Here is a 26,677-nt window from a genome sequence, read left to right as displayed (position 1 = left end):
TTATTTCAGGACGGGACAATGACTTATTCGAAAAAAGGCAGTTTTTAAAACTGCCTTTTTTATGTGTTCAGTATTTATTTTAAATAAAATTAAAACCCAGCATTATTTCATTCTATTTTTTACATTTGTGATTTCATTTTTGTATTTTTATCTCATTTCTTGAAGCGATTTATCATTTTAAAAGTCAATTAAATCTAGGGTTTCATATTATACTGATACAGTTTCGCCATTGAATATTGTTTTTGAAATATCTATGGTTAGGCAAAAATAAACTTGAGAATATTGATCCCATGTTTCTAAAAAAACCATTATTAAGTGCACTTCTTACGACACTTTCGCTTCCTGTTTTTGCTCAAGGGCTGGTTCTGAATGATGCAAATCTTCGTACTGACTTGAACTGGTTAAACCAGCAAGGGGTGATCCAGATCAGTACCTCGACCTGGCCGCTCAGTGGTGATGAAATTCAACGAGCTCTATCCAATGCACAAGTGAGCAACAAAGTACAACAACGTGTTATTGATTCAGTTCTGGCAAAATTAACAGCAGACAATCAGCAGCTCAAAGTAGGCTTATTTGCGGAAAGTGATCCAAAAGATATTCCTCAAGCCTTTGGCGATCAGCAAAAGGCACAATTTCAGGCAGCTTTAGAGTTTAATGCAGGCGGCGAAAACTGGGATACCAAACTCCGGGTTAATGCCGAAAAAGATCGACAAATTGAGAATGATCAGGATGTGAATCTGGAAGGATCTTATCTAGCAGGAAAACTCTGGAATCAATGGCTGATTGCCGGCCAAATTCCGACCTATTGGGGTCCGGGACATGATGGCAGCTTGATTCGTGGCGATGCTAGCCGCCCAGTATATGGCTTTATGGCACAACGTGCAGAACAAACCGCTTTTGAAACTAAATGGCTGTCCTGGATTGGACCGTGGCAATATCAGGCTTTTGCGGGCCAATTGGATGATTATACTGCCGTTCCAGATGCCAAACTTATTGGTCTTCGTGTGACTGCCCAACCTTTATCTTACTTGGAGCTAGGTGCTTCTCGTGCGATTCAATGGGGGGGGGAAGGACGTCCTGAAAGCTTAAGTTCATTATGGGATGCTTTTGTCGGGAATAAAGATAATGGTGGTACGGGTGGGCCTGATCCATCGAACCAGATCGCTGGTTTTGATGCACGTCTGAATCTGTTTCCTTTGACACAGGTGCCTATGGGCTTCTATGGGCAATATGTTGGTGAAGATGAAGCAGGTGGTCTCCCTGCGAAGAAAATGTATCTGGCTGGGATAGACTATTCTGCAACTGTAAGAAATATGCCATATCAACTTTATACAGAATGGGCAGATACACGTACTAACGGCAAGGTGCGAGGTATTTCTTATAACCATACCAATTACACTGATGGTTTTTATCAGCATGGTTATCCGCTGGCACATGCCCTAGGTGGCGATGCACAGATGGTTTCAGTAGGTGGTGATATCCGTTTTGATCCGATGAACCGTTTATCTGGACGGGTATTGTTTGCTGAAGTCAATCAGTCTGAGCGTGCAAGTGTAAATAATGCTGCTTTTGCTTTTGATGATGAAATTAAAGCACTAGATGTCACCTGGTCGCATTATATTCGTCCAGAAATGCCACTTAAAATTAATGCCTGGATAAGTGACTCAGATGTAAATGGTCAGGATGGCGGTGCCTCTATTGGAATTGAAATTCCATTAGAAAAAGGCTTGTTCAAATATTAATATTCAAGACACAATAAAATCCTGCTCATCTGGCAGGATTTTTTATATTTTTAAAAATTACAGACAAAAAAAACGCAATGATTGGGGTTGTCATTGCGTAGAAAAAGGAAGTTTCTTTCAAAACTAAATCAACATTAACTGTGGAGAGAGTTAAATTTGATTCCTTACTATATAAGTATATTAGGATTCATTCTCATGTGACTCATCAGTATTCATGTTAATAGATGTTAAGTAAGGTTAAAACTATGAAGAATCTGTGTGGAAACTTGCCTTATTTTTGCGCATTTTGGGCTTAAATAAAAAAAGCCCTTCATATGAANNAGAATACCTTCCAGACGTTTTTTTACTGTACCATCACCTAAACCACCACGGCGATAATGTGCTTTCAGTTCTTCCAGTTCTTCTTTATTGGTGTCGAATGCATCAAGGTAAGTAAATACCACATTGCCTTCAACCTGGCCTGGATCTTCGATGCGCAGGTGATTCGGATCGGTATACATCGCATTGACAGCTTTTTTGATGTCTTTATCAGAAGCATCCAACACAATGGTATTGCCTAGAGATTTAGACATTTTTGCTTTGCCGTCAAAACCTGGTAAGCGTCCCACATTAGAAAGCAGCGCCTTACATTCAGGCAGTAATTCACGGCCAATCTGACGGTTAAGGCGACGTACGATCTCATTAGTCTGTTCGATCATTGGAATCTGGTCTTCGCCCACCGGAACTACAGTTGCTTTAAAGGCTGTGATATCTGCTGCCTGAGCCACTGGATAGCATAAGAAACCTGCAGGAATATCACGCTCAAAACCACGCATCTGAATTTCTGATTTAATGGTCGGGTTGCGCTCTAAACGTGAAACTGTCACAAAGTTCAGATAGAGCATAGTCAGTTCGTTTAAGGCTGGCAGGCAAGACTGAACACAGATTGTAGTTTTAGTTGGATCAATACCGACAGCCAGATAATCTGTTGCTACTTCAATAATATTGCGACGTACTTTTTCAAAGTTATCTGCATTATCTGTCAGGGCTTGAGCATCAGCGAGTAACAAATGTTGATGGTGAGAATCTTGTAAACCTACGCGAGAGCGTAATGAACCGACAAAATGGCCAAGGTGAAGCTGTCCGGTAGGACGGTCGCCAGTCAAGATTACTGGACGATTATCTTGATTACTCATTATCTATTCCAAAAAGTAGTCTGTACTACATCTATATTTTAACGAATGGCCACATTGTACGGCATTCTGTTTTTGAATGTCAGCCAGCAGCCAGAAAAAAAGCCGTAGTAAAAAATCTTATTAATTAAACAAGTGAATACAATATTTTTTAAATATTTTCATTAAAATATGTCTTCTAAAGATGATAAGGATAACAAGAATGGCGAGCAGCTTATTAATATTATTGGATGATATTGCGACTGTTTTAGACGATGTTGCCGTGATGAGCAAGATGGCTGCAAAAAAGACAGCAGGTGTCTTGGGAGATGACTTGGCATTAAATGCCCAGCAAGTCAGCGGTGTACGGGCAGAACGTGAACTTCCTGTGGTGTGGGGAGTAGCCAAAGGTTCTTTTATTAATAAGCTGATTCTTGTTCCTTTGGCTTTACTTATTAGTGTGGTTGCACCCTGGTTAATTAATCCTTTACTGATGATTGGTGGTCTATTTCTCTGTTATGAAGGCGTAGAAAAAGTCCTGCATAGCTTAAAGCATAAGAAAGCTAAGACTGAAGAAGATGCTGAGGCTGAATTCACTACGATCGAAACCGATTTGGCTACATTTGAAAAAGAGAAAATTAAGGGTGCGATCCGAACTGATTTCATTCTGTCAGCGGAAATTGTAGTGATTTCTTTGGGCACCGTGGCAGCCGCAGCTTTTACCACCAAGGTCATCGTACTGGCAGGAATTGCCATATTAATGACAGTCGGGGTGTACGGCTTCGTTGCCATGATTGTTAAAATTGATGATCTAGGTTTGTACCTGACTAAACAGGCATCCAGCTTCAAGCAAAGTATAGGCCGTGGATTGCTGGCTTTTGCCCCTAAATTGATGAAAACCCTGACGATTGTAGGTACGATTGCAATGTTCCTGGTCGGTGGGGGAATTATTGCCCATACCATTCCATGGTTTCATCATTTCACTGAAGATTCGGTTGATTATGTAGAGCACATTCCTAGTCTGGGCAGTATTGTAGGGGCTGTTACGCCTACACTGATTAATCTGGTGATTGGTTTTGTGGCAGGATTAATCGTATTTATCCTGATTGGCTTTATTCAAAAAATCAGATCGAAACCAAAGCAGGCATAAATTAGGCCCGTTAAAATAAGCTGACTTTAAACTATAAGGAATCTCACTATGCGCTGGAAAGGACGTCGTGTTAGTAGCAATGTAGAAGACCGTCGTGGCGGTGGTGCCAAAGCCGGTGGAATCAGTATTCTCGGGTTGATTATTGCTTTCGTGGCCTGGAAGTTTTTTGGCGTTGATCCACAGCAAGCCTATCAAACCACCAAGCAGGTCACGCAAGGTGTTTCTAGTGCAGAAACACGGGGACTGGAAAATCCAACGCCAGAGCAGCAAGAAGCGATCGATTTTGTAGGAACTGTTCTTGCCGATACAGAAGATACCTGGTCTCAAGTATTTCAGCAGCAGCTGAATCAGCAATATACTGCACCCAAACTAGTTCTATTTAGTGGAGTAGTAAATTCTGGTTGTGGTACAGCGCAATCGGCCATGGGACCTTTCTACTGTCCGGCAGACCAGAAAGTCTATATTGATACGGCATTCTTTAAAGATATGCGTACTCAAATGGGAATTAGCGGAGAACAGAACTCAACCGAGTTATCTCGCAATGATCAGGCAGGCGATTTTGCTCAAGCCTATGTGGTAGCACATGAGGTGGGTCATCATATCCAGACCATTCTAGGTATTTCTTCACAGGTACAGCAGGCACGTCAACAAGCCACTCAAGCTCAGGGCAATCAGCTTTCTGTACGTCAAGAACTACAGGCAGATTGTCTGGCTGGTGTATGGGCTTATCATAACCATGAGCGTACTCAGTTCCTGGAGCAGGGGGATGTACAGGAAGCCATGGATGCGGCACACAAGATCGGTGATGACTATCTGCAGAAAAAAGCACAAGGCCATGTCGTACCGGATAGCTTTACGCATGGTACCAGTGCACAGCGGGTAAAATGGTTTAATACCGGTTTGAAATCGGGACAAATGTCTGCTTGCGATACTTTTAATCAAAATATCTAAAATTAAAGATCAAAAAAGGGGAGCAAATGCTCCCCTAATGATTGAATAGTTATTTTTCCAGAAAACGACGGAAGTTTTTCAAAATCTTGATACTGACAAATAGGGCAGCCAAGGCAAATAGCGAAATCGCAAAGAGAATATATTTTAAATTGCTGATGTCATTATTATAAAATTGCTTCAATTCATTTATGGAATAGCTGAGTTTAGTGATCTGGCTAGTTCTACTATCTTGGAACTGAATATTTTCAATATAAAAATAATTTCTCACTTTTACTAAATTAACATTCTGAATCTGCCGGGTATGTGACTGATTATAGTCATCAGTACATAGGGTCGCATAATGCTCACAGCTGATTTTTGCTACATAACCATTTCCCGCAATCAGGATAAACAGCGCGTTGTCTGGACGTTGATTATTAGACACCAGTACATATTGTGCTTTGGCACTGCTTTTTAAAGGAATGCTCACGGCTTGCTGATAATATTGATCTGCTTTCAGAATTTCCTGAACTTTGGCAACACAGGTAAACATCAAGGAGAGTGTGACTAGAAAAATGACAGCAGCGAGACACAGACGGAATATGGTTTTGACAGTTTGATGCATGGGAGAAAATTTCTAAATAGAAAGGAGGAGTGAGCAATAAAGTGCTTTAAGGCTGTATGTTAAATCATCAGTTGTGAATATTGAAAAGAAACTTAACTTAATTCGAAAAAAAATGGGACTAAACTTGATCCGCTAAAATATACTGTTTTTTTAAATTTATATTTCAAGTAAATCTTTCAGCTCACGGCTGCAAATTGCCAAATCTTAGGAAACCTAATGGGAAGTTTCTTTTTTTTACAACTGTTGACGGTGGTCTTTGCTCTGTCAATTGCCACTACCATGTTCAACAAACGTGTTCTAAGTTTTCCTCAAGCCATTGGTGTGCCGATTGTTTCCGCTATTTTTGTATTTATCCTGCAATGGTGCGCCAGCCTGTTACAGGGTAATCCATTTTTTAGCATCAATATTGATAATATTGAGAAAGCAGTTCGCCATGTCGATTTTTATGACTTCCTGATTAATGGTGTGATTTGTTTTATTCTGACTTCATCCGCATTGAAGTTTAAGGTTTCAGATTTACGCAATCACTGGCGGCCGATTGGTATTCTGGCCAGTCTGGCATTGGTTTTCTGTGCAGTTTTCTTTGGTATTGCGCTGTACGGTTATCAGTTCCTGATTGGTAACAACGTCGATATATTAGTCCTACTATTACTCGGTGCTGCGCTCGGAGCAACGGATCCCATTGGGATTAAAGGTGTACTCAGTTCGGTACGCGCACCCCATCATTTGATCGTGAAGCTGGAAGGTGAGTCGCTGTTTAATGATGCGATGTGTATTGCATTATTTATGACCTTACTGAATGTACTGCAAGGTGAAAACTTTACTGTACTTGCCGTCCTGCAAACATTGCTTTATGAAATTGTCGTGGCAGTCTTGATCGGAATTGGGTTTGGTTTGGCGATTTTACGTATTCTGCGCGGTAAGCATGAAATGGAATCACTGATATTAACTACTGCACTGTTGGCTTGTGGTTCATATCTGGTTGCTTTACTGGCGCATGCTTCTGCACCAATTGCCTGTGTAATTGGCGGCTTGATTGTCGGTAATAAATGGAAAGAAATTCTGGCTGATGCAGATATCGGCGATGTAAACCATTTCTGGCATACGGTAGAGGGGATTATCAATTCTTTCCTGTTCACCTTGATCGGTCTGGAACTGTTCATTATTGATTTAAGCACCAGTCTGGTTCTAGGCGGGATTGTCGCTTTCATAATTCTGCATTTGGCACGTTTCCTGGCCAACCATCTGTCTTTTGCATTATTCCCTAGAATGCGTAAGAAAAGTTATAACGGCAGTTTAACTATCCTGTCTTGGGGTGGGGTGCGTGGCGGGATTTCCTTGGCCCTGATTCTGGCAGTGGCCAATATTCCACAACTGGAAGCGTATAGCAGTATTCTGATTGGATATACCTTTATTGTGGTGCTTCTTTCAGGGGTGGTTTGTGGCCTAGGTTTGCCAGCTGTGATGAATGCCTTCTATTACAACCCGAATGAAGAAACCCAAGGCTTTAAAGGCTGGTATCAGCGGATGTGCCACAAAATGAACCGTCGCGGTTTTCAGTATATTGTAGGGGAGGATGCAAATGGAAATGAAACCATCACCATCTTCCAGCCAGAAATGCTGATTGATAAGAAAGATGCAGATGGAGTAGCAACCGTGCATCATCCTGACAAAGTACAGGAAGTGAAACGTTTAGAAAATCCGGAGAATTTCTAATTGTTAGAATTTTCTATCAAGATTGAAAGCCTATGACATCAAGTGCAAGCCAGGAAATGGCGCAAATGATTCTGAGCGTGGTCAACCAGATTCCTTATGCGAAAGTAGCGACTTATGGCCAGGTTGCTAAACTGGCTGGCTTGCCCAAACATGCACGTCTGGTGGGTAGGGTTTTAAGTCAGCTTGATATAGAAACCGATTTGCCTTGGCATCGTGTCCTGAATGCTCAAGGTAAGATCAGTCTCAATAAACTGGATGAATATGGACATAATATTCAACAGCAAAAGTTAGGCGCAGAAGGGATTCTATGTGCTGGAAATCGGATCAGCTTAAAGCAGTATCAATGGGATGGATTTGTTTGAAAGAGAAAATCCCCACTTGATTGAAGTGGGGATTTTTTTATTACTTACGGATGACCATTACAGGAACATTGGCCTGTCCCAAGATGCTTTGTGCAACACTTCCCAGGAACAGTTTCTTGAAGCCAGTGCGGCCATGTGAACCAATCACAATCAGATCAGTATTCAAAGATTCTGCCGCCTTGACAATTTCACTATAAATCACCTGACCTTCAAGTAACTGAGTCTCTGCTTCAATACCTGCCGCAGCAAATTTTGCTTTTGCTTCGTCAAGTGTTTTCAGAATCGCGGTACGGGCACGTTCAACCAGGTCATTGGTTTGAGCTGCTGTAATGTATTCAGCTGCGATATAGGGATCAAGTGCCAGCACCTGAACCACTGTCACCTTACTATTAAACGCTTTGGCAATTTCGACGGCTTTATCGACTGCAGCGTAGGAAGTTTCTGAACCGTCAACGGGTACTAAAATATGTTCAAATGACATTAGAATTCTCCTTATCGGAAATAAGTTTTATAAAAATATGACGCGTTAAAATCGTGTACGAATTGTTGTTTATACTTTGATCATAGCGCGTATTTTATAAAATTAAAACCAAGTAAATACCTCAGTATTATGTTTAACAAAGCAATAATTTTTAATGGTTGGTATATTTTATAAGTTTTTGATTTATAATTATATTTTAAGATTAAAATAATATGATTTTAGAATATTAATGAACTAGGTTAAGAAAGCCATCTAATTTTAATAATGTATTATTACCTGTAATTTTAGATTCAAAAAATCCCTGTTATATAAAACTGTAGGGACAGGTTTAAAATTGAGATTTTAATAATAAAAAATCTATCAAACTGCATAAAGATAACCTGCTATTTCTAATAGTAAGCTTCTATCAGCATAATTTTAGTGTTCTAAAATTTCCCTTTCCGAGGGTGGGGTAATACCGTTATTTTCTTGTTTAGATTGATCATGATCTGAAATGGATTTCTCACATTCATTATAGTGATCAATTGCAAAGTTTTTAATTAAGGCTGAACGTTCAAACTGATCTTGTGGTATTTCATATTTAAACGCTTTTTCAGTAAGTTTTATACCAATCAGAGCATGGAGATCATTCGCTGTACCGTAGTGCTGTTTCATTTGCTGAATCATCCATTTCTGTGGTGCACCTTTCAGTCTAAAGAGCATGACTTCTTGAGCCAAACTTTTCACATCATCACATCCTGAAAATCTGCTGCTTGGATGAATAACAGTTGCATTGGCTAAACTTATAACACTCAATAGGAGCAGGCTTAGGTATATTTTGAATTTCGTCATCTTCAGTTTTGCTTTAATCCAGAGATACTATTGGCCACATTTGGAAAAGCATTATAGCGATAGGAAAAAATAGTAGATTCACTTTTTATTTTGTTTCTTCAGCAAGTTATTCTTAAATTTAAATATTATTTGATACGACTTTGATTTAGATTTGGCTTTAAAAAAAGATACTAATTTTCATAGTATTTGCTAATAGGTTTCGAATTAAAGCATGATTTGTACAAAGTTTAAGAGTTTATGATTAATTTGCATAAAGACTGAACATTTGTGGTTTAAAATGCTTGACGATACAACCTGAAATTACGATAATGCGCACACAGTTTACGGCTATGTAGCTCAGTTGGTTAGAGCACCGCACTCATAATGCGGGGGTCACAGGTTCAAGTCCCGTCATAGCCACCATTTTTAAAGACCAAGCTCTCAGCTTGGTCTCTTTTTTTGTGCCTTAAAAATATCAATAAAAAATTAAGAGAAAGTTCTTCTAAATTTCTGTCTGTTTAAATTTTAGAATCTTCTTTTAATTTCTTAACCTTATTTATTGCTTAAAGATAAAAAAATGCCCAAGCATTTACTTGGGCATTATAGCTAATCTAGTTTTGTTAAAACTTAGATACCTGCTTTCCAGCCATTAACGACCGGATAGCGACGTTCACGACCATAAGAACGCGAGCTGATACGTGGACCAATCGCACCCTGACGACGTTTGTATTCGTTAATATCCACCAAGCGAATCACTTTTTTCACGACTTCAGCTTCAAAGCCTTTGGCAATGATGTCATCCTGGCTCAGATCTTCTTCAATATAAGCATAAAGAATCGCATCAAGTACTTCATAAGCCGGTAATGAATCCTGATCGACCTGATCTGGACGAAGTTCTGCTGATGGTGGGCGAGTAATGACACGCTCAGGAATCACAGGAGTTTCTGCGATGCTATTACGATATTTCGCCAGTTCAAACACAATAGTTTTATAAACATCTTTTAATACAGCAAAGCCACCCACCATATCGCCATATAGTGTGCAGTAACCAACGGCAAGTTCGGATTTATTACCGGTTGCTAGAACCAGATTGCCGAACTTGTTAGAAAGCGCCATTAATAGCGTACCGCGTGCACGTGCTTGCAGGTTTTCTTCAGTAGCATCTACAGGGGCATTGCCAAAGAATGGATACAGGGTTTGCAAGAAGCCACTTACAATCGGGTTAATCTCAGCAATACCGAAAGTTACACCCATCGTTTTCGCCTGTTCAGTGGCATCTTCTACACTGATCTGAGCAGTATAGGTATAAGGCATCATCACTGCTTGGACTTTGTCAGGGCCAATCGCATCTGCTGCGATGGCAAGAGTCAGGGCAGAGTCAATACCACCAGACAGACCCAGAATCACGCCTGGGAAACCTGAACGCTGTACATAGTCACGAGTTGCCATCACCAGACTTTGATAAATCTCAGCCATGGTTTCTAGGGCTGGAGTAATCGTGCCTTTGCTGAACTCTAATTTTTCTGCATCATATTCAGCGATATACAAGCCTTTTTCAAAGCTAGGCGCTTGTAGAGCCACTTCGCCTGATTTATTGAGTACAAAGCTGGTGCCGTCAAAAATGAGGTCATCTTGGCCACCTACCTGGTTACAGTACACCAAATTGATATTCAACTGTTTGACCAGTGCAGCCATTGTATCGATACGGTGTTGCGGTTTGCCAACTTCGTATGGAGAAGCATTTAGAACCAGCGCAGTATCAATATTTAATTGAGCCAGCTGTTGAACGGTAGATAATGACCAGACATCTTCACAGATCAGGACACCAAATTTGTGTCCCAGATATTCGAAGACCAGATGCTGATGTCCTTCACCAAAATAGCGTTTCTCATCAAATACACCATAGTTTGGCAATGTCTGTTTATTATAAACCCCTAAAACTTCGCCATCTTTCATAATGGCGGCTGAGTTATAGCGTTCACCATCTTCGGTTTGATTGACAAAACCAAAGACCATAACGATATCTTTTACTTCAGTCAGTTTCTCAAACGCCAGTTTTGTACGTTTAGCCAGACTTGGACGAATTAATAAATCTTCAGCCGGATAACCTAAAGTTGAAAGTTCAGGGAAAATAATAAGATCAGCATTATCTTTTTTGGCCTGATTTGCCAAATCTATCATTGTCTGCGTATTTGCATCTAAATTGCCCACATGTGGAGAGAATTGAGCAATCGCAATTTTAAAACTTTTCATTCCAATTAAGTCCTATTCCTATAGGTGAATACACTAAATCACTGATTTTTAAAATTCTAATTATCCAGCTGAGTGCAGTTTGATACGAACAAAATGCCAAATGGCCAAAATTAAAAAAAGTCATGACCGCATGATCATTAAATCTTGATTTGCGAGCTAAAAATATCATACTTGGCTTATTTTATCGAAATTTGAGGCAGATGCTAGAGCTGTTTCAGGAGAATTGAAACAGATACACAAAGTTATGATCAGAAATGACTTATTATGGTGCTTTTTTATTCTGCTAAATGCACAAAAATACTCAAGTGGATTTAAATAAGTTTATTTTCTTAAAATAGAAATCAACAGAATACTTGAGTGAAAAATATTCAATATCATCTGCTTAACTGATTTTTTAGAATAATATTGGGGATTTTTTTTAAAAAAATATCGCGTGCAATATCTCCCTGTTGTTCAATGTTATAGTCTAAAAAGGATTTGTTGAGATTAAATTGATATTTGTAAGGATTATATTTTCCCATACTTAAAAAATAAGCGGCCTGTAAAAAAGCACCTTTAAACAAAACATTAATATTCTGCTGATATTGATAAATATGTGCCATTTCATGAATGAAAAGCGCCTGATAAGAACGGCTTTCTTTAGAATAATCGTCCCGATAATTCAAGTTACGCACATGAATATAACCACTTGGTGCCATGATCACATGCTTGGATTGCCAGGGCAGGAAAGGGTGATTCATGACACGGACTGCTGAATAGTCAATCAGGTCAGCAAAGACTTGTTGACAAAGCTTGATTTCACCTGAAGTTAAGTTCCGGCTTTTAAACTGATCAAAACGAATTATTTTCAGGATGAAGGGAAGCAGGTAAAACAGCATTAAAACTCAATCCTTAACGATATAAGAGTAATTTCTAGAAATTTGCAGAAATTGAAAATTCTTCAGATTTACTATTTTAAGTTTTTCACATCTTGGTTGTGTTGGTTTTTGTCAGTTATAAAAAAACCACCCAGAAGGGTGGTTTTTACGTCTTTCAACGCTAACCGAATTAACGGTTGATGTCGCGTTGAACTTCGCCAGTGTAAAGCTGACGAGGACGACCGATCTTGTAAGGACCGCTGTGCATTTCTAACCAGTGGCTGATCCAACCAACTGTACGTGCAAGCGCAAAGATCACAGTAAACATTTCTGTTGGGATACCAATCGCTTTAAGGATGATACCTGAGTAGAAGTCTACGTTAGGGTAAAGGTTACGTTTGATGAAGTATTCGTCAGAAAGTGCGATACGTTCAAGTTCCATAGCAAGAGCAAGCTGTGGATCGTTGATGCCAAGAGCACCAAGAACTTCGTCACAAGTTTCTTTCATTACTTTCGCACGTGGATCGAAGTTTTTGTACACACGGTGACCGAAGCCCATGAGTTTAACTTCTTTAGTTTTCACTTTTTCCATGAAGCCAGCAACGTTTTCTACAGTGCCGATTTCATCAAGCATCTTAAGAACAGCTTCGTTCGCACCACCGTGAGCAGGACCCCAAAGTGCAGAGATACCAGCAGCGATACATGCATATGGGTTAGCGCCAGTAGAACCAGCTAAACGTACTGTAGACGTAGAAGCATTTTGTTCGTGGTCAGCGTGAAGTGTGAAGATACGGTCCATTGCTTTCGCAAGAATTGGATCTACTTTGTAGTCACGGTCTGCTGGAGTAGCAAACATCATGTACAGGAAGTTTTCAGCGTAAGTCAAATCGTTACGTGGGTAAACGAATGGTTGACCAACAGTATATTTGTAGCTCCAAGCCGCCAAAGTAGGAATCTTAGCGATTAAACGAATCGCAGTGATTTCACGATGGTTAACATCTTCGATGTCCAGATTGTTATGATAGAACGCAGACAACGCACCAACAACACCAACCATGATTGCCATAGGGTGAGCATCACGGCGGAAACCGTTATAGAAGCGGCTTACTTGATCGTGAACCATAGTGTGGTTACGAACTTTAGCGTCGAATTCTTCTTTTTGCTCAGCTGTTGGAAGCTCGCCATTAAGAAGTAAGTAGCAAGTTTCTAGGTAATCAGCTTTAGTTGCTAACTGGTCAATTGGGTAGCCACGGTGTAAAAGAACACCTTTATTACCATCGATGAAAGTGATTTTAGACTCGCATGCAGCTGTTGCCATAAAACCAGGATCAAAAGTAAAGTGACCTGCAGCCAATACATCTTTAACGTCGATTACATCTGGGCCCAATGTGCCGCTGTAAATTGGTAATTCAATTTCTTTGCCATCAAGCTGTAAAACGGCTTTCTTGCCAGTTGCTTCAGACATTCAATAGATCTCCTGTCCTGGTGAATGTATATCCGAGTTGCCTATCAATCTTTTAATGCACAAAACGGACGGATCAAAAATTTGCTATAAGATTAGTGGCTACTGAAATTTTGTCAATTATACTTATGGATGAAAAATGACATTCTCACAGTGATTTAGTCATTTATCTTGGTATAAAAAGTTTAATAAAATCACAGTACCAAACCTCTATAATAAGTCAAATTGAACAGAAGGTGCAGAAAAAAATATAGTCTTTACCGTATTTGTAAGCGTTTTTTCCTAGCAAAAAATAAAGGAGAAATTGAGAAAATATTTTAAGGCTGCAACTTAAAATTATATAAATCTCGTAACTTACATCGATTTCCTTAAGTTTTTACTTCAAACTTGAATTATAAATAAAAGCAATAAATTTTCTTTTTAGCTGTCTTTAATCGGCTAAAAAAATAGCTCGCAAATTTGCTTCACTTTGTTTAATACAACTTAAACAAAAATAAATAAGTGTTTTTTTGAATCTAAAATGTCTAAAAACATCAAAAAAACTATGATCTACAAAGAGATAAGTAGGTTTTAGTACAAAAAATTCAAATTGAGATACCTCTATATAAATAGTCATTATTTATTTGTGAAATATATCCTTATGATTTTACTTGGGATTAATAAGGACCTAGGGACAAAATTACATTTTTACCGTTCATCTTTAGTCTAAATCTACTTAGTCGAAGCTTGGCTAGATAACAGACTAAATTAATCAAGTTAATTATTAAAAAACAAATATCTAGAATGAAAATATGGAGATAAAGCAAGTAGGGGAGAACTTAAAGTTGTTGTTAATGATTCTTATTTAAAGGTTTTTTGTTTAAAAAGCCAAATACAGTTGTTTGTATTTTAATAGTTCACGTTTTATAATTCAGTGTCGTTTTATATTTAGGCATGTATTTGCCTGATAATGCCAGCTTTCCTTCGAATTAATTCCAACAAACTCCGGATGGAGTTTTTAACTACAGGATGCCCGCTGTGAAAAGCAACAGACCTGTCAATTTGTCCATGGGTCAAGTTTTAGAAGTAAACTTAAAATCACCCGTGGCTATTGCATCAATTCTACACCGTCTTTCAGGTGTCATCGTATTTTTACTCGTACCGGTCCTTTTGTGGCTGTTGGATAAATCATTGTCTTCAGCAGAAGGTTTTGCTGAAGTGCAGGAAATCTTTAACGGTTTCTTTGTTCGCTTTATCGTATGGGTATTTGTAGCCGGCTTAATTTATCATTTATTCACTGGTATTAAGCACTTACTTGCAGATATCGGCGTTGCAGAAGAACTGCAAAGCGGTCGTACTGCAGCTACTATTTCATTAATCTTGTCTGCAATCGGTATTGTTGCAGCATTTGTATGGATCGTACTCTAATGAAAAGTGCTACTGGTTTAACAGGTTCAGGTTCTCGTGATTGGTTTGTCCAACGCATTAGTGCTGTAGTTCTAGCTGTTTATACCGTTGTGGTGTTTGGTTGGATACTACTGAATGGTGGCTTCAACTACGAGCAATGGTACGGCTTTATGATGACAGTTCCAATGAAGATTTTATCTTTATTGGCCGTCTTATCTCTTGTTGCGCATGCATGGATCGGTATGTGGCAGGTATTCACTGATTATGTGACTACTCGTCAAATGGGTCCATCAGCATCAGGTTTACGCCTTGTACTGACTTCAGCAGTGATTATTGCTGTATTTGCATATGCGATCTGGGCAATCCAGATTTTTTGGGCGAATTGATAGGAAACAATCATGGGCGCTATAACCCCTAAAGAAGATTACACAAATATTCCACACGAAACTTTCGATGCAGTTATCGTTGGTGGTGGTGGTTCTGGTATGCGCGCTTCTTACCAACTTGCTCAAGCAGGTTTGAAGGTTGCGGTACTGACTAAAGTATTCCCAACACGTTCTCACACTGTAGCAGCGCAGGGTGGTATTGGTGCATCTCTTGGTAACATGCAAGAAGATAACTGGCATTACCACTTCTACGACACAGTTAAAGGTTCTGACTGGTTAGGTGACCAAGACGCGATCGAGTTCATGACTCGCGAAGCACCGCAAGTGGTATACGAATTAGAACATTTAGGTATGCCATTTGACCGTAACGCAGACGGTACGATTTACCAACGTCCATTTGGTGGTCACTCTGCAAACTACGGTGAAAAAGCAGTTCCACGTGCATGTGCTGCAGCCGACCGTACAGGTCACGCGCTTCTTCATACGCTTTATCAAAGCAATGTGAAAATGGGTACTCAGTTCTTCGTTGAATGGATCGCGCTTGACCTGATCCGTAACGAAGCTGGTGATGTACTGGGTGTGACAGCAATCGATCAGGAAACTGGTAAAATTGCCGTATTCCAAGCGAAAGCTACATTGTTCGCTACAGGTGGTGCTGGTCGTGTTTACCGTGCATCTACTAACGCATATATCAACACTGGTGACGGTCTTGGTATGGCAGCTCGTGCAGGCATTCCATTGCAAGATATGGAATTCTGGCAATTCCACCCTACAGGTGTTGCGGGCGCAGGCGTACTGTTGACTGAAGGTTGTCGTGGTGAAGGTGCAATCCTTCGTAACAAAGACGGCGAACCGTTTATGGAACGTTATGCACCGACTCTGAAAGACTTGGCTCCTCGTGACTTCGTATCACGTTCTATGGACCAGGAAATCAAAGAAGGTCGTGGTTGTGGTCCTAAAGGTGATTATATCCTTCTTGATATGACTCACTTGGGTGCTGACACCATCATGAAACGTCTGCCATCTGTATTTGAGATTGGTAAGAAATTCGCGAACGTTGATATTACTAAAGAGCCAATTCCTGTAGTGCCTACAATCCATTACCAAATGGGTGGTATTCCTACAAATATTCATGGTCAGGTGGTTGTTCCTGAGTCTCCAGAATCTGAAGCTCTAGTAACCAACTACGACAAGAATACTGATACCTATTCTACTAACCAAGAAGGTCGCAACTTCACTAAACCAGTGAAAGGCTTCTATGCGATCGGTGAATGTTCATGTGTATCTGTACACGGTGCAAACCGTCTAGGTACAAACTCACTGCTTGACTTGGTTGTATTTGGTAAGGCTGCTGGTCAGCATATCATTGACTACGTGACTAAACACCACGGTGATGAGTATGAACCGCTTCCTACAACTGTGCTTGAAAACACAATTAAACGTGTTCGTAAGCTGGATGAATCAACAACTGGTGAGAATGCTCAAGAAGTTGCTGATGCAATCCGTGACATCGTTCAAGACCACGCGGGTGTATTCCGTACAACTGCGCTGCTTGAAGAAGGTGTAAAACAAATTCTTGCAATTGAGCCGCGTGTTCGCAATATTCACTTGAAAGACAAATCTAAAGTATTCAATACTGCACGTATTGAAGCTCTAGAAGTTGAAAACCTGTATGAAGTTGCTAAAGCGACCTTGATTTCAGCTGCTGCACGTAAAGAATGTCGTGGTGCTCACACTGTGGTAGATTTCGAATTATCACCAGATCATCCAGAGTATCCATATGGCCGTCGTGACGACGAGTGGATGAAACACACCTTGTGGTTCTCTGCTGATAACCGTCTTGAGTACAAGCCAGTGCGTTACAAACCACTTTCGGTTGATGCAATTCCACCGAAACCACGTACATTCTAATCAGGAGATTAAAGATGAGTAGAGGTACTCGTACATTTCATATCTACCGCTACGATCCTGATAAGGATAAAGCACCGTATATGCAAACTTTTAAGCTTGAACTGACTGATAAGCACCGTATGTTGCTTGATGCGCTTCTTGCATTAAAAGTACAGGACGAATCTTTAACGTTCCGTCGCTCATGTCGTGAAGGTATTTGTGGTTCTGATGGTGTAAACATCAATGGTAAAAACGGTCTTGCATGTCTGTGGAACCTGAATGATTTACCAGAAACAATCACAATCCGTCCACTACCTGGTCTTCCAGTAATCAAAGACCTTGTAGTTGACATGAACCAGTTCTACGACCAGTACAACAAGATTCATCCGTTCTTGATCAACAACCAGCCTGCACCTCCTAAAGAGCGTCTGCAGTCTCCTGAAGAACGTGAACACTTGAATGGTCTGTATGAATGTATTCTTTGTGCATGTTGTTCAACTTCATGCCCATCATTCTGGTGGAACCCAGACAAGTTCTTGGGTCCTTCAGCATTATTGAATGCATACCGTTTCATCATCGATTCGCGTGATACAGGTACTCAAGAGCGTCTGGCTCGTCTTGACGATCCGTTCTCTCTGTTCCGTTGTAAAGGTATCATGAACTGTGTATCTGTATGTCCTAAAGGCTTGAACCCTACTAAAGCAATCGGTCACATCCGTAACATGCTTCTAGATATGGCTGGCTAATTTAGACTGCAATCAACAGTTTTTCAAAAAGCACACCACTTGGTGTGCTTTTTGCTTTATAGGGCTCCATAAACGAACAGTAGTAGCGAAAAATGCTGTTATTGGTGCTGTATCTCATATGATCAAATCGAGTGATGAATCATTGCAGAGCATTCTGGTCGGATTTATGCACTATTATGATGTTGTTTGAGGTATTTATGATTTTTAGATGTAATTCTGGACTGAAAAAGGTTTTCAATAATGTTATTATATTTACGCAAAGTTGCAAAGGGAGTGGATTGGAAGATTTACTCTCTTTTTGTTTATCAAAAAGATGTAGGACTTTAGTCTACGCTGAATGTGTTTTTCATTTAAAGCTCCCTATGTTAGAGTAATTTCTGACGGAAGTATTTGACTAAAAAACATGCGTTCCTCGTCAAAAAAATCAATTGATTAGTCGAGATCGTGATAGCATTTAGCACAAGACTATATTTAAAAAATGTGTGGGCCGATGTACATTTTTTAAACACGGAAAAAGTAGAGACTGGTATATAAATGTAAGTCAAAGTCGCTTTAGAAAAAATATAGTTTAAATCTTTGTTTTTTCTAAGTCGATTTGCAAAAAATTGCTCGGTCACGATCGGGTATTCAATGAGTGATGATGCCGCTGAGGGGCGTTATTGTTCATTAAACATATCAAGAATTTTCTTGGTGTGGTGATAACGCCTCATGGCTTATGCCTTATGGGGGACTAATGTTGAATTATCAATTTGACATTACTAATCCTGGGTTTTGCTTAAAAAGCATCCTGAAAATGTTTTTGCAATAGGAAATGGGTCCACAAATGCAAGAAGTTGCTGACGCTCTGCGTCTTGACACTGAACTTTCCGCTGATAGTGCAGCGTATATTGAAGAACTTTATGAGCAGTACCTCACTGCTCCAGACTCAGTGGGTGCTGACTGGAGAGCGTACTTCGATAAATTCCCAAAAGGTGATCAACCACACAGCAATGTACGTGAGCAATTCCTACTTTTAGGTCGCAATTCAAGCCGTATTCAGCCTGTTATCCAATCGACAGTAAGTTCAGAGCATGAACGTCGTCAAATTGGCGTTTTACAGCTGATTGCTGCGTACCGTAACCGTGGCCACCAAAAAGCAAAATTGGATCCATTGGGTCTGGCTAAACGTGAAGTTGTGCCAGATCTTGATCTTTCTGCGCACGGTTTAACTCAGTCTGATCTAGACACTATATTTAATACCGGTAACCTTGCGATTGGTAAGGAAGCAGCGACTTTGGGCGAAATGGTCCAGGCGATGGAAGCGACTTACTGTAGCTCGATCGGTGCTGAATACATGCACATCGTGGATACCAAAGAAAAACGCTGGATCCAGCAACGTCTTGAAAGCGCAAGTGGTCAATATGGTCTGAGTGCTGATCAGAAAAAACATATTCTTGAACGTTTAACTGCGGCTGAAGGTTTGGAAAAATACCTCGGTAATAAATTCGTAGGTGCAAAACGTTTTGGTGTTGAAGGCGGTGAGTCTTTCATTCCTATGGTGAATGAATTGATCCAGCGTGCCGGTTCTGTAGGCTGTAAAGAAGTCGTGATCGGTATGCCACACCGTGGCCGTCTGAACCTTCTGGTTAACATCATGGGTAAAAACCCGGCTGACCTGTTTGGTGAGTTCGAAGGCAAATCACTACACAAGAAAGGTTCTGGTGACGTTAAGTATCACCAAGGTTTCTCTTCTAACGTGATGACTCCAGGTGGTGAAGTTCACTTGGCATTGGCGTTTAACCCATCTCACCTTGAAATCGTTGGACCTGTAGTTGAAGGTTCTGTACGTGCACGTCAAGTACGTCGTAAAGACATTGGTGGCGATGATGTATTGCCAGTAATTGTTCACGGTGATGCTGCATTTGCAGGTCAGGGCGTAAACCAAGAAACCTTCCAGATGTCACAGACTCGTGGTTACACAGTAGGTGGTACAGTTCATATCGTAGTGAACAACCAGGTTGGTTTCACCACATCTGATCCACGTGATGCACGTTCTACAGAATACTGTACTGACATCGCGAAAATGATCCAGGCACCGATCTTCCATGTGAATGGTGACGATCCTGAAGCTGTATTGTTTGTTGCTCAGCTTGCCCACGATTTCCGTCATACTTTCCGTAAAGACGTCGTGATCGATATGTTCTGTTACCGTCGTCGTGGTCATAACGAAGCGGACGAACCAGCTGCAACTCAGCCAATGATGTACCAGGTGATCAACAAAAAAGCGACCACTCGTACGCTTTATGCTGACAAATTGGTTCAAGAGGGTGTACTTGATCGTGCAACTGCAGATCAAATGGTTGAACAATACCGTTCTGATCTTGAAGCAGGTAAACATGTTGCCAATGCTCTGGTTCTAGAGCCGAACAAAAAAATGTTCGTAGACTGGACACCGTACCTGGGTCATGAATACACAGACGAGTGGGATACTACTTGCGATCTAGAACGTCTTAAAGAGCTTGGTCGCAAAATGCGTGAGCTTCCAGAAGGCTTCGTGATGCAGCGTCAGGTCTCTAAAGTGATTGACGACCGTCTGAAAATGCAAACTGGTGAGATGCCGCTGAACTGGGGTGCTGCTGAAACTCTAGCTTATGCATCACTGCTAGATGATGGTTATCTGGTTCGTTTAACTGGTGAAGACGTGGGTCGTGGTACATTCTCACACCGTCATGCAAAACTGCATAATCAGGTAGATGGCTCAACTTATATTCCACTTTGCCATATTAAAGAAAACCAACCGCGCGTTGCGATCTATGACTCTTTATTGTCTGAAATGGCAGTACTGGCATTTGAATATGGTTATGCGACGACTCTTCCTAAGAGCCTGATCATCTGGGAAGCTCAGTTCGGTGACTTTGCAAACTGTGCACAGGTGGTAATCGACCAGTTCATCTCATCTGGTGAAACCAAATGGGAACGTGTATGTGGTCTGACTATGCTTCTGCCACATGGTTTCGAAGGCCAAGGTCCTGAGCACTCATCTGCACGTCTGGAACGTTTCTTGCAACTATGTGCTGAAGACAACATGCAAGTGATGACTCCAACTACACCTGCACAGATTTTTCACGCGTTACGTCGTCAGGCAATCCGCCCAATCCGTAAACCAATGATCATCATGTCACCTAAATCATTGCTTCGTCACAAATTAGCGGTGTCTAACCTGGAAGAACTGGCTAACGGTACATTCCAGACTGTGATCGACGAAGTAGATAACATCAACAAAGCAGACGTAACCCGTCTGGTATTGTGTGGTGGTAAGGTTTACTACGATCTGGTTGAAAAACGTCGTGAAAAAGAATTGAACAACACTGCAATTGTACGTATTGAACAATTGTATCCGTACCCAGAAGCACGTCTTGCAGAAGTTCTTGCTCAGTATCCAAACGTGAAAGAACTGGTTTGGGCACAAGAAGAACCGAAGAACCAAGGTGCTTGGTTGTTCATCGCGCCTCGTTTATATGACGATGTGATGAAAGCGGGCAAACAAATCCGTATTAGTTACGCAGGCCGTGAAGCTTCAGCTGCACCGGCGTGTGGTTCACCATACTTGCATGCAAAACAACAAGCTCAGCTCGTTAACGACGCTCTAGCGATCGATGCTGAATAATCCAGGAGATTCTAAATAATGGCAACCGAAATTAAAGCACCGGTATTTCCAGAGTCAGTTGCGGACGGTACGATCGCAACTTGGCACAAACAACCAGGTGAAGCAGTATCACGTGATGAAGTGATCTGTGATATTGAAACTGATAAAGTTGTTTTAGAAGTTGTTGCTCCTGCAGACGGTACAATTGCATCAATCGTTAAAAATGAAGGCGATACAGTGCTTTCTGCTGAAGTGATTGCACAGTTTGAAGAAGGTGCCGTATCTGGTGCAACTCAAACTCAAGCAGTTCAATCTGAAACTGAAGCATCAGTAGAGCAAGCTGCTGCAAAAACCGAAGCGGGTAATGCACCGATCGTTGAGCGTCAACAGGTTCAAGACCAAGCTCCAGCAGTACGTAAAGCATTGACTGAATCTGGTATCAATGCTGCTGACGTATCTGGTACAGGTCGTGGCGGTCGCATCACTAAAGAAGATGTTGCGAACCATCAGTCTAAACCTGCAGCACCTGCTGCTGCACCGTTAAGCGTTGCAGTTGGTGAACGTATTGAAAAACGCGTTCCAATGACTCGTCTGCGTAAACGTGTTGCTGAACGTCTGCTTGCTGCAACTCAAGAAACAGCAATGTTGACGACGTTCAACGAAGTAAACATGAAACCAATCATGGAAATGCGTAACCAGTACAAAGAAGCGTTTGAAAAACGTCATGGTGCACGTCTAGGCTTCATGTCATTCTTTGTTAAAGCTGCGACTGAAGCACTGAAACGCTATCCAGCAGTGAATGCGTCTATCGATGGCGACGACATTGTTTACCATGGTTACTATGACATCGGTGTAGCAGTTTCTTCTGACCGTGGTCTAGTGGTTCCTGTACTTCGTGATGCAGACCGCATGAACTATGCTGAAGTTGAAAACGGTATCCGTGCATACGCTGGTAAAGCGCGTGAAGGTAAACTTGCAATCGAAGACATGACTGGTGGTACTTTCACAATTACCAACGGTGGTACTTTCGGCTCATTGCTTTCAACTCCAATCTTGAACACTCCACAAACTGCGATTCTGGGTATGCATAAAATTCAGGAACGTCCTATGGCAGTGAATGGTCAAGTTGAAATCTTGCCAATGATGTACCTAGCGCTTTCTTATGACCACCGTCTCATTGATGGTAAAGAAGCTGTAGGTTTCCTTGTAACAATCAAAGAATTGTTAGAAGAACCAGCTCGTCTGATCCTTGATCTTTAATTCTAAAGAATAAATCCATGGGCTTAGGGTGATCCTCTAGGCCCATTTTTGGAGAGAATAATGTCTCAACAATTCGATTTAGTTGTAATTGGTGGTGGCCCAGGTGGCTACGAAGCTGCAATTCGTGCTGCACAGCTTGGTTTTAAAGTTGCATGTATCGAAAAACGTATTCATAAAGGTAAACCTTCTTTAGGCGGTACTTGCTTAAACGTCGGTTGTATTCCTTCTAAAGCACTTCTAGATTCTTCTCACCGTTATGAAGATACTGTTAAGCATTTAGATGACCACGGTATTACAACGGGTGAAGTTGCTTTCGATTTGTCTAAAATGCTGGCGCGTAAAGACAAAGTCGTTGAGCAATTGACTGGTGGAGTTGCACAGTTACTTAAAGGTAATGGCATCGAATGGTTACAGGGTACTGGTAAATTACTTGCTGGTAAAAAAGTTGAGTTCGTACCGCATGAAGGCGAAACTCAAGTTTTAGAGCCTAAATATGTCATTCTTGCATCTGGTTCTGTACCAGTCAATATTCCTGTTGCTCCTGTAGATCAAGACCTGATCGTGGACTCAACTGGTGCGCTTGAATTCCCAGAAGTGCCTAAACGTCTTGGTGTGATCGGTGCTGGTGTAATCGGTCTTGAACTTGGTTCAGTATGGCGTCGTCTCGGTGCGGAAGTTGTTGTATTTGAAGCAATGGACGCATTCTTGCCAATGGCTGACAAAGCATTAGCAAAAGACTACCAAAAATTACTGACCAAACAAGGTCTTGATATCCGTATCGGTGCGAAAGTTTCTGGTACTGAAGTTAACGGTCGTGAAGTGACTGTTAAATACAGCCAGGGCGGTGAAGATAAAGAACAAACTTTCGATAAACTGATCGTTTGTGTAGGTCGTCGCGCTTATGCTGAAGGCCTATTGGCTGAAGACTCAGGCATCAAACTGACTGAGCGCGGTCTGGTTGAAGTAAACGACTGGTGTGCAACTTCTGTTGAAGGCGTATATGCAATCGGTGACTTGGTACGTGGTCCAATGCTTGCACATAAAGCAATGGAAGAAGGCGTAATGGCTGTTGAACGTATCCACGGTCATGCTGCTCAAGTGAACTATGACACTATCATTTCTGTCATCTACACTCATCCGGAAGCGGCTTGGGTAGGTTTAACAGAAGAGCAAGCCAAAGAAAAAGGTCATGAAGTGAAAACTGGTCAATTCGGTTTTGCTGTAAATGGTCGTGCTTTGGCGGCTGGTGAAGGTGCAGGTTTCGTGAAGTTTGTTGCTGATGCAAAAACTGACCGTCTACTAGGTATGCACGTGATTGGACCTGCTGCGTCTGATATCGTTCACCAAGGTATGATTGCACTTGAGTTTGTATCTTCAGTTGAAGATCTACAGTTGATGACTTTCGGTCACCCAACATTCTCTGAAGTCGTACATGAAGCTGCTCTTGCAGTCGATGGTCGTGCGATTCACGCGATCCAACGTAAGCGTAAGTAATTCTTCAAAGAGCGGCTCCGGCCGCTCTTTTTACATTTGGTGGTTGTTTTTGAATGAATAATCATCTAAAAATAAAGATAAGTAAAATTTAAGATCCAAAAATACCAATATTGATTGATGTGAACCAAGAAATATTGGGAAAACGTGTAATAACAAAGTCAAATAAGTAGTAAAAGGTCAATCAATGAACTTACATGAGTATCAAGCAAAAGCGTTATTAAAAAAATATGGGATGCCTGTACAAGAAGGTATTCTTGCTACCAATGCTGAAGAAACAGTACATGCTTTTGAGCAGCTTGGTGGGAAGTTTGCAGTATTAAAAGCGCAGGTTCACGCAGGTGGTCGTGGCAAAGCGGGTGGGGTAAAAGTGGTAAAGTCGGCTGAAGAAGCAGCTGAATATGCCAATCAGATTATTGGTTCACGTTTAGTGACCTATCAAACCGATGCAAATGGTCAGCCAGTCAATAGTATTTTGGTGTCTGAAGATGTTTATCCGGTTGAACGTGAACTTTATTTAGGTGCGGTGGTTGACCGTTCTAGCCGTCGTATTACTTTTATGGCATCGACTGAAGGCGGTGTCGAAATTGAAAAAGTGGCAGAAGAAACGCCTGAAAAAATCATTAAAGTGGAAGTTGATCCTTTGGTGGGTTTATTGCCATTCCAAGCACGTGAAGTGGCGTTTGCACTTAAGTTAAAAGATAACCAGATCAACCAATTTGTCAAAGTCATGACAGCTGCTTACCAAGCTTTTGTCGAAAATGATTTTGCTTTATTTGAAATTAACCCGCTCTCTGTTCGTGAAAATGGCGACATTCTTTGTGTCGATGCCAAAGTCGGTATTGATTCAAATGCACTTTACCGTCTGCCTGAAGTCGCTGCTTTACGTGATAAATCACAAGAAAATGAGCGTGAGCTGAAAGCATCTGAATTTGACCTGAATTACGTTGCTTTAGAGGGCAATATTGGTTGTATGGTCAATGGTGCCGGTCTTGCGATGGCAACCATGGACATTATCAAGCTTTACGGTGGTCAACCAGCCAACTTCCTGGATGTGGGCGGTGGTGCAACCAAAGAGCGTGTAATTGAAGCGTTTAAAATTATCCTGGCAGATTCTTCTGTACAAGGGGTTTTGATTAATATTTTTGGTGGAATTGTACGTTGTGACATGATTGCTGAGGCAATTATTGCAGCGGTTCAGGAGGTAAATGTCACTGTGCCTGTAGTTGTTCGCCTTGAAGGGAACAATGCAGAGCTTGGTGCCAAGTTATTGGATGAATCTGGTTTGAAATTGATTTCTGCAAATGGCTTGGCCGATGCTGCAGAAAAAATTGTTGCTGCAGTAAAAGCTTAAGGAGTATCACAATGAGCGTATTAATTAATAAAGACACCAAAGTTTTAGTCCAAGGCTTTACAGGCAAGAACGGTACATTTCACTCTGAACAGGCTATTGCCTATGGCACTAAAGTCGTTGGTGGGGTAACACCGGGCAAAGGTGGTCAATCACATCTGGATCTGCCAGTATTTAATACCATGCGTGAAGCGGTGCAAGAAACCCAAGCTGATGCTTCTGTGATTTATGTGCCAGCACCTTTTGTACTTGATTCTATTGTAGAAGCCGTTGACTCAGGTATTGAGCTGATCGTTGTGATTACTGAAGGTGTACCAACACTGGATATGCTGAAAGCCAAACGTTATCTGGAAACCAATGGTAATGGCACACGTCTGATTGGTCCAAACTGTCCGGGTATCATTACGCCAGGCGAGTGTAAGATCGGGATTATGCCAGGTCATATCCACCAGCCAGGTAAAATCGGCATTATCTCACGTTCAGGTACTTTGACTTATGAAGCGGTTGCACAAACCACTAAACTAGGTCTTGGACAGTCTACCTGTATCGGGATCGGTGGTGATCCGATTCCAGGCATGAACCAGATTGATTGCTTGAAACTGTTCCAGGAAGACCCGCAAACTGAAGCCATTATCATGATTGGTGAAATTGGCGGTACTGCGGAAGAAGAAGCAGCTGAGTATATTCAGTCACATGTGACCAAGCCAGTGGTAGGTTATATCGCTGGTGTAACAGCGCCGAAAGGTAAGCGTATGGGTCACGCAGGTGCCATTATTTCTGGCGGTAAAGGAACTGCTGAAGAGAAGTTTGCAGCCTTTGAACGCGCGGGAATGGCGTATACACGTAGTCCTGCAGAGTTGGGTTCAACCATGCTCCAGGTATTGAAAGAAAAAGGTTTGGCTTAATTTCTTAAGCTGATAAAGAAGCCCTCATTATTGAGGGCTTCTTCATAATTGCTGTAAAAGTAAATTAAAGTCTAACTAAATGATAATTCGAAAATTGA

Annotated in this window: 20 protein-coding genes, 1 tRNA gene and 1 pseudogene; 15 read left to right on the top strand and 7 right to left on the bottom strand. The window is 41.2% G+C overall.

Features of this window, described 5'->3' with window-relative positions; all coding sequences use genetic code 11:
* Nucleotides 1-290 precede the first annotated feature (290 nt).
* A complete protein-coding gene (locus B3J29_RS02875) occupies nt 291-1,742 on the top strand; it encodes a capsule assembly Wzi family protein (RefSeq protein ID WP_286964349.1) in 1,452 nt (483 codons plus the stop codon).
* Nucleotides 1,743-2,065: 323 nt separating this feature from the next.
* Here the strand turns inward: B3J29_RS02875 and trpS are convergent.
* Nucleotides 2,066-2,917 (bottom strand): annotated as a pseudogene (gene trpS / locus B3J29_RS02870) (tryptophan--tRNA ligase); the annotation flags it as partial.
* A gap of 199 nt (nt 2,918-3,116) precedes the next feature.
* On the opposite strand from trpS, the gene B3J29_RS02865 reads away from it, so the two are divergent.
* Nucleotides 3,117-4,043, top strand: a complete 927-nt coding sequence (locus tag B3J29_RS02865; RefSeq protein WP_286964348.1) for a DUF808 domain-containing protein — start codon at nt 3,117-3,119, stop codon at nt 4,041-4,043.
* Between the two features lie 48 nt (nt 4,044-4,091).
* Complete coding sequence (gene ypfJ / locus B3J29_RS02860) at nt 4,092-4,994, top strand: KPN_02809 family neutral zinc metallopeptidase (RefSeq protein ID WP_159122819.1); 903 nt, start codon at nt 4,092-4,094, stop codon at nt 4,992-4,994.
* A 49-nt stretch (nt 4,995-5,043) separates the two neighbouring features.
* Here the strand turns inward: ypfJ and B3J29_RS02855 are convergent, their stop codons facing one another.
* A complete protein-coding gene (locus B3J29_RS02855; RefSeq protein ID WP_286964346.1) occupies nt 5,044-5,598 on the bottom strand; it encodes a hypothetical protein in 555 nt (184 codons plus the stop codon).
* A 216-nt stretch (nt 5,599-5,814) separates the two neighbouring features.
* On the opposite strand from B3J29_RS02855, the gene B3J29_RS02850 reads away from it, so the two are divergent.
* Together B3J29_RS02850 and B3J29_RS02845 are read left to right on the top strand one after the other, a co-directional pair.
* A complete protein-coding gene (locus B3J29_RS02850; protein WP_286964345.1) occupies nt 5,815-7,314 on the top strand; it encodes a cation:proton antiporter in 1,500 nt (499 codons plus the stop codon).
* A gap of 65 nt (nt 7,315-7,379) precedes the next feature.
* Entirely contained in the window at nt 7,380-7,676 is a 297-nt protein-coding gene (locus B3J29_RS02845) for an MGMT family protein (RefSeq protein WP_286964358.1), read from the top strand.
* Nucleotides 7,677-7,716: 40 nt separating this feature from the next.
* On the opposite strand, the gene B3J29_RS02840 is transcribed toward B3J29_RS02845, so the two are convergent.
* Together B3J29_RS02840 and B3J29_RS02835 are read right to left on the bottom strand one after the other, a co-directional pair.
* Nucleotides 7,717-8,157, bottom strand: a complete 441-nt coding sequence (locus B3J29_RS02840) for a universal stress protein (RefSeq protein WP_005234607.1) — start codon at nt 8,155-8,157, stop codon at nt 7,717-7,719.
* Nucleotides 8,158-8,574: 417 nt separating this feature from the next.
* A complete protein-coding gene (locus tag B3J29_RS02835; RefSeq protein WP_286964344.1) occupies nt 8,575-8,988 on the bottom strand; it encodes a hypothetical protein in 414 nt (137 codons plus the stop codon).
* A 325-nt stretch (nt 8,989-9,313) separates the two neighbouring features.
* Here B3J29_RS02835 and B3J29_RS02830 point away from each other — a divergent pair.
* A tRNA-Met gene (locus B3J29_RS02830) sits at nt 9,314-9,390 on the top strand.
* 204 nt (nt 9,391-9,594) lie between these two features.
* Here the strand turns inward: B3J29_RS02830 and B3J29_RS02825 are convergent.
* The 3 genes from B3J29_RS02825 to gltA form a co-directional block, all read right to left on the bottom strand.
* On the bottom strand, nt 9,595-11,220 hold the full coding sequence (locus B3J29_RS02825) for an NAD+ synthase (RefSeq protein ID WP_286964343.1): 1,626 nt from the start codon (nt 11,218-11,220) through the stop codon (nt 9,595-9,597).
* 374 nt (nt 11,221-11,594) lie between these two features.
* The gene (locus tag B3J29_RS02820) at nt 11,595-12,098 is read right to left on the bottom strand and encodes a hypothetical protein (protein ID WP_286964341.1); all 504 of its coding nucleotides are present in this window, start codon (nt 12,096-12,098) and stop codon (nt 11,595-11,597) included.
* A 169-nt stretch (nt 12,099-12,267) separates the two neighbouring features.
* Nucleotides 12,268-13,542 carry a citrate synthase gene (gltA, locus tag B3J29_RS02815; RefSeq protein ID WP_004782984.1) on the bottom strand — a complete coding sequence of 425 codons (1,275 nt, stop codon included), beginning with the start codon at nt 13,540-13,542 and terminating at the stop codon, nt 12,268-12,270.
* A gap of 1,005 nt (nt 13,543-14,547) precedes the next feature.
* Between gltA and sdhC the strand changes: the two genes are divergently transcribed.
* From sdhC to sucD, 9 genes are all read left to right on the top strand, one after another.
* Nucleotides 14,548-14,946 carry a succinate dehydrogenase, cytochrome b556 subunit gene (gene sdhC, locus B3J29_RS02810; protein ID WP_034705238.1) on the top strand — a complete coding sequence of 133 codons (399 nt, stop codon included), beginning with the start codon at nt 14,548-14,550 and terminating at the stop codon, nt 14,944-14,946.
* A complete protein-coding gene (gene sdhD / locus B3J29_RS02805) occupies nt 14,946-15,311 on the top strand; it encodes a succinate dehydrogenase, hydrophobic membrane anchor protein (RefSeq protein WP_286964356.1) in 366 nt (121 codons plus the stop codon). The genes sdhC and sdhD overlap by 1 nt, the downstream gene beginning before the upstream one ends.
* Before the next feature lie 12 nt (nt 15,312-15,323).
* Nucleotides 15,324-17,222, top strand: coding sequence for an FAD-binding protein (locus B3J29_RS02800; RefSeq protein ID WP_286964339.1), 1,899 nt, complete (start codon nt 15,324-15,326; stop codon nt 17,220-17,222).
* A 14-nt stretch (nt 17,223-17,236) separates the two neighbouring features.
* The gene (locus B3J29_RS02795; protein WP_286964337.1) at nt 17,237-17,947 is read left to right on the top strand and encodes a succinate dehydrogenase iron-sulfur subunit; all 711 of its coding nucleotides are present in this window, start codon (nt 17,237-17,239) and stop codon (nt 17,945-17,947) included.
* An 823-nt stretch (nt 17,948-18,770) separates the two neighbouring features.
* Nucleotides 18,771-21,593 carry a 2-oxoglutarate dehydrogenase E1 component gene (locus tag B3J29_RS02790; protein ID WP_286964336.1) on the top strand — a complete coding sequence of 941 codons (2,823 nt, stop codon included), beginning with the start codon at nt 18,771-18,773 and terminating at the stop codon, nt 21,591-21,593.
* 18 nt (nt 21,594-21,611) lie between these two features.
* A complete protein-coding gene (gene odhB / locus B3J29_RS02785) occupies nt 21,612-22,832 on the top strand; it encodes a 2-oxoglutarate dehydrogenase complex dihydrolipoyllysine-residue succinyltransferase (RefSeq protein WP_286964335.1) in 1,221 nt (406 codons plus the stop codon).
* A 60-nt stretch (nt 22,833-22,892) separates the two neighbouring features.
* Nucleotides 22,893-24,326, top strand: a complete 1,434-nt coding sequence (gene lpdA, locus B3J29_RS02780; RefSeq protein ID WP_004782973.1) for a dihydrolipoyl dehydrogenase — start codon at nt 22,893-22,895, stop codon at nt 24,324-24,326.
* A gap of 184 nt (nt 24,327-24,510) precedes the next feature.
* Nucleotides 24,511-25,677 carry an ADP-forming succinate--CoA ligase subunit beta gene (sucC, locus tag B3J29_RS02775; RefSeq protein ID WP_286964334.1) on the top strand — a complete coding sequence of 389 codons (1,167 nt, stop codon included), beginning with the start codon at nt 24,511-24,513 and terminating at the stop codon, nt 25,675-25,677.
* An 11-nt stretch (nt 25,678-25,688) separates the two neighbouring features.
* Nucleotides 25,689-26,579 (top strand): succinate--CoA ligase subunit alpha, encoded by an 891-nt coding sequence (gene sucD, locus B3J29_RS02770; protein ID WP_005234623.1) that lies wholly within the window; start codon nt 25,689-25,691, stop codon nt 26,577-26,579.
* Nucleotides 26,580-26,677: the final 98 nt, after the last annotated feature.

Source organism: Acinetobacter sp. UBA5984, from assembly GCF_002429925.1.
Classification (GTDB): Bacteria; Pseudomonadota; Gammaproteobacteria; order Pseudomonadales; family Moraxellaceae; genus Acinetobacter; species Acinetobacter variabilis.
The sequence above is the reverse complement of the archived record's forward strand: the minus strand, read 5'-3'. Positions and strand labels throughout refer to the sequence as shown.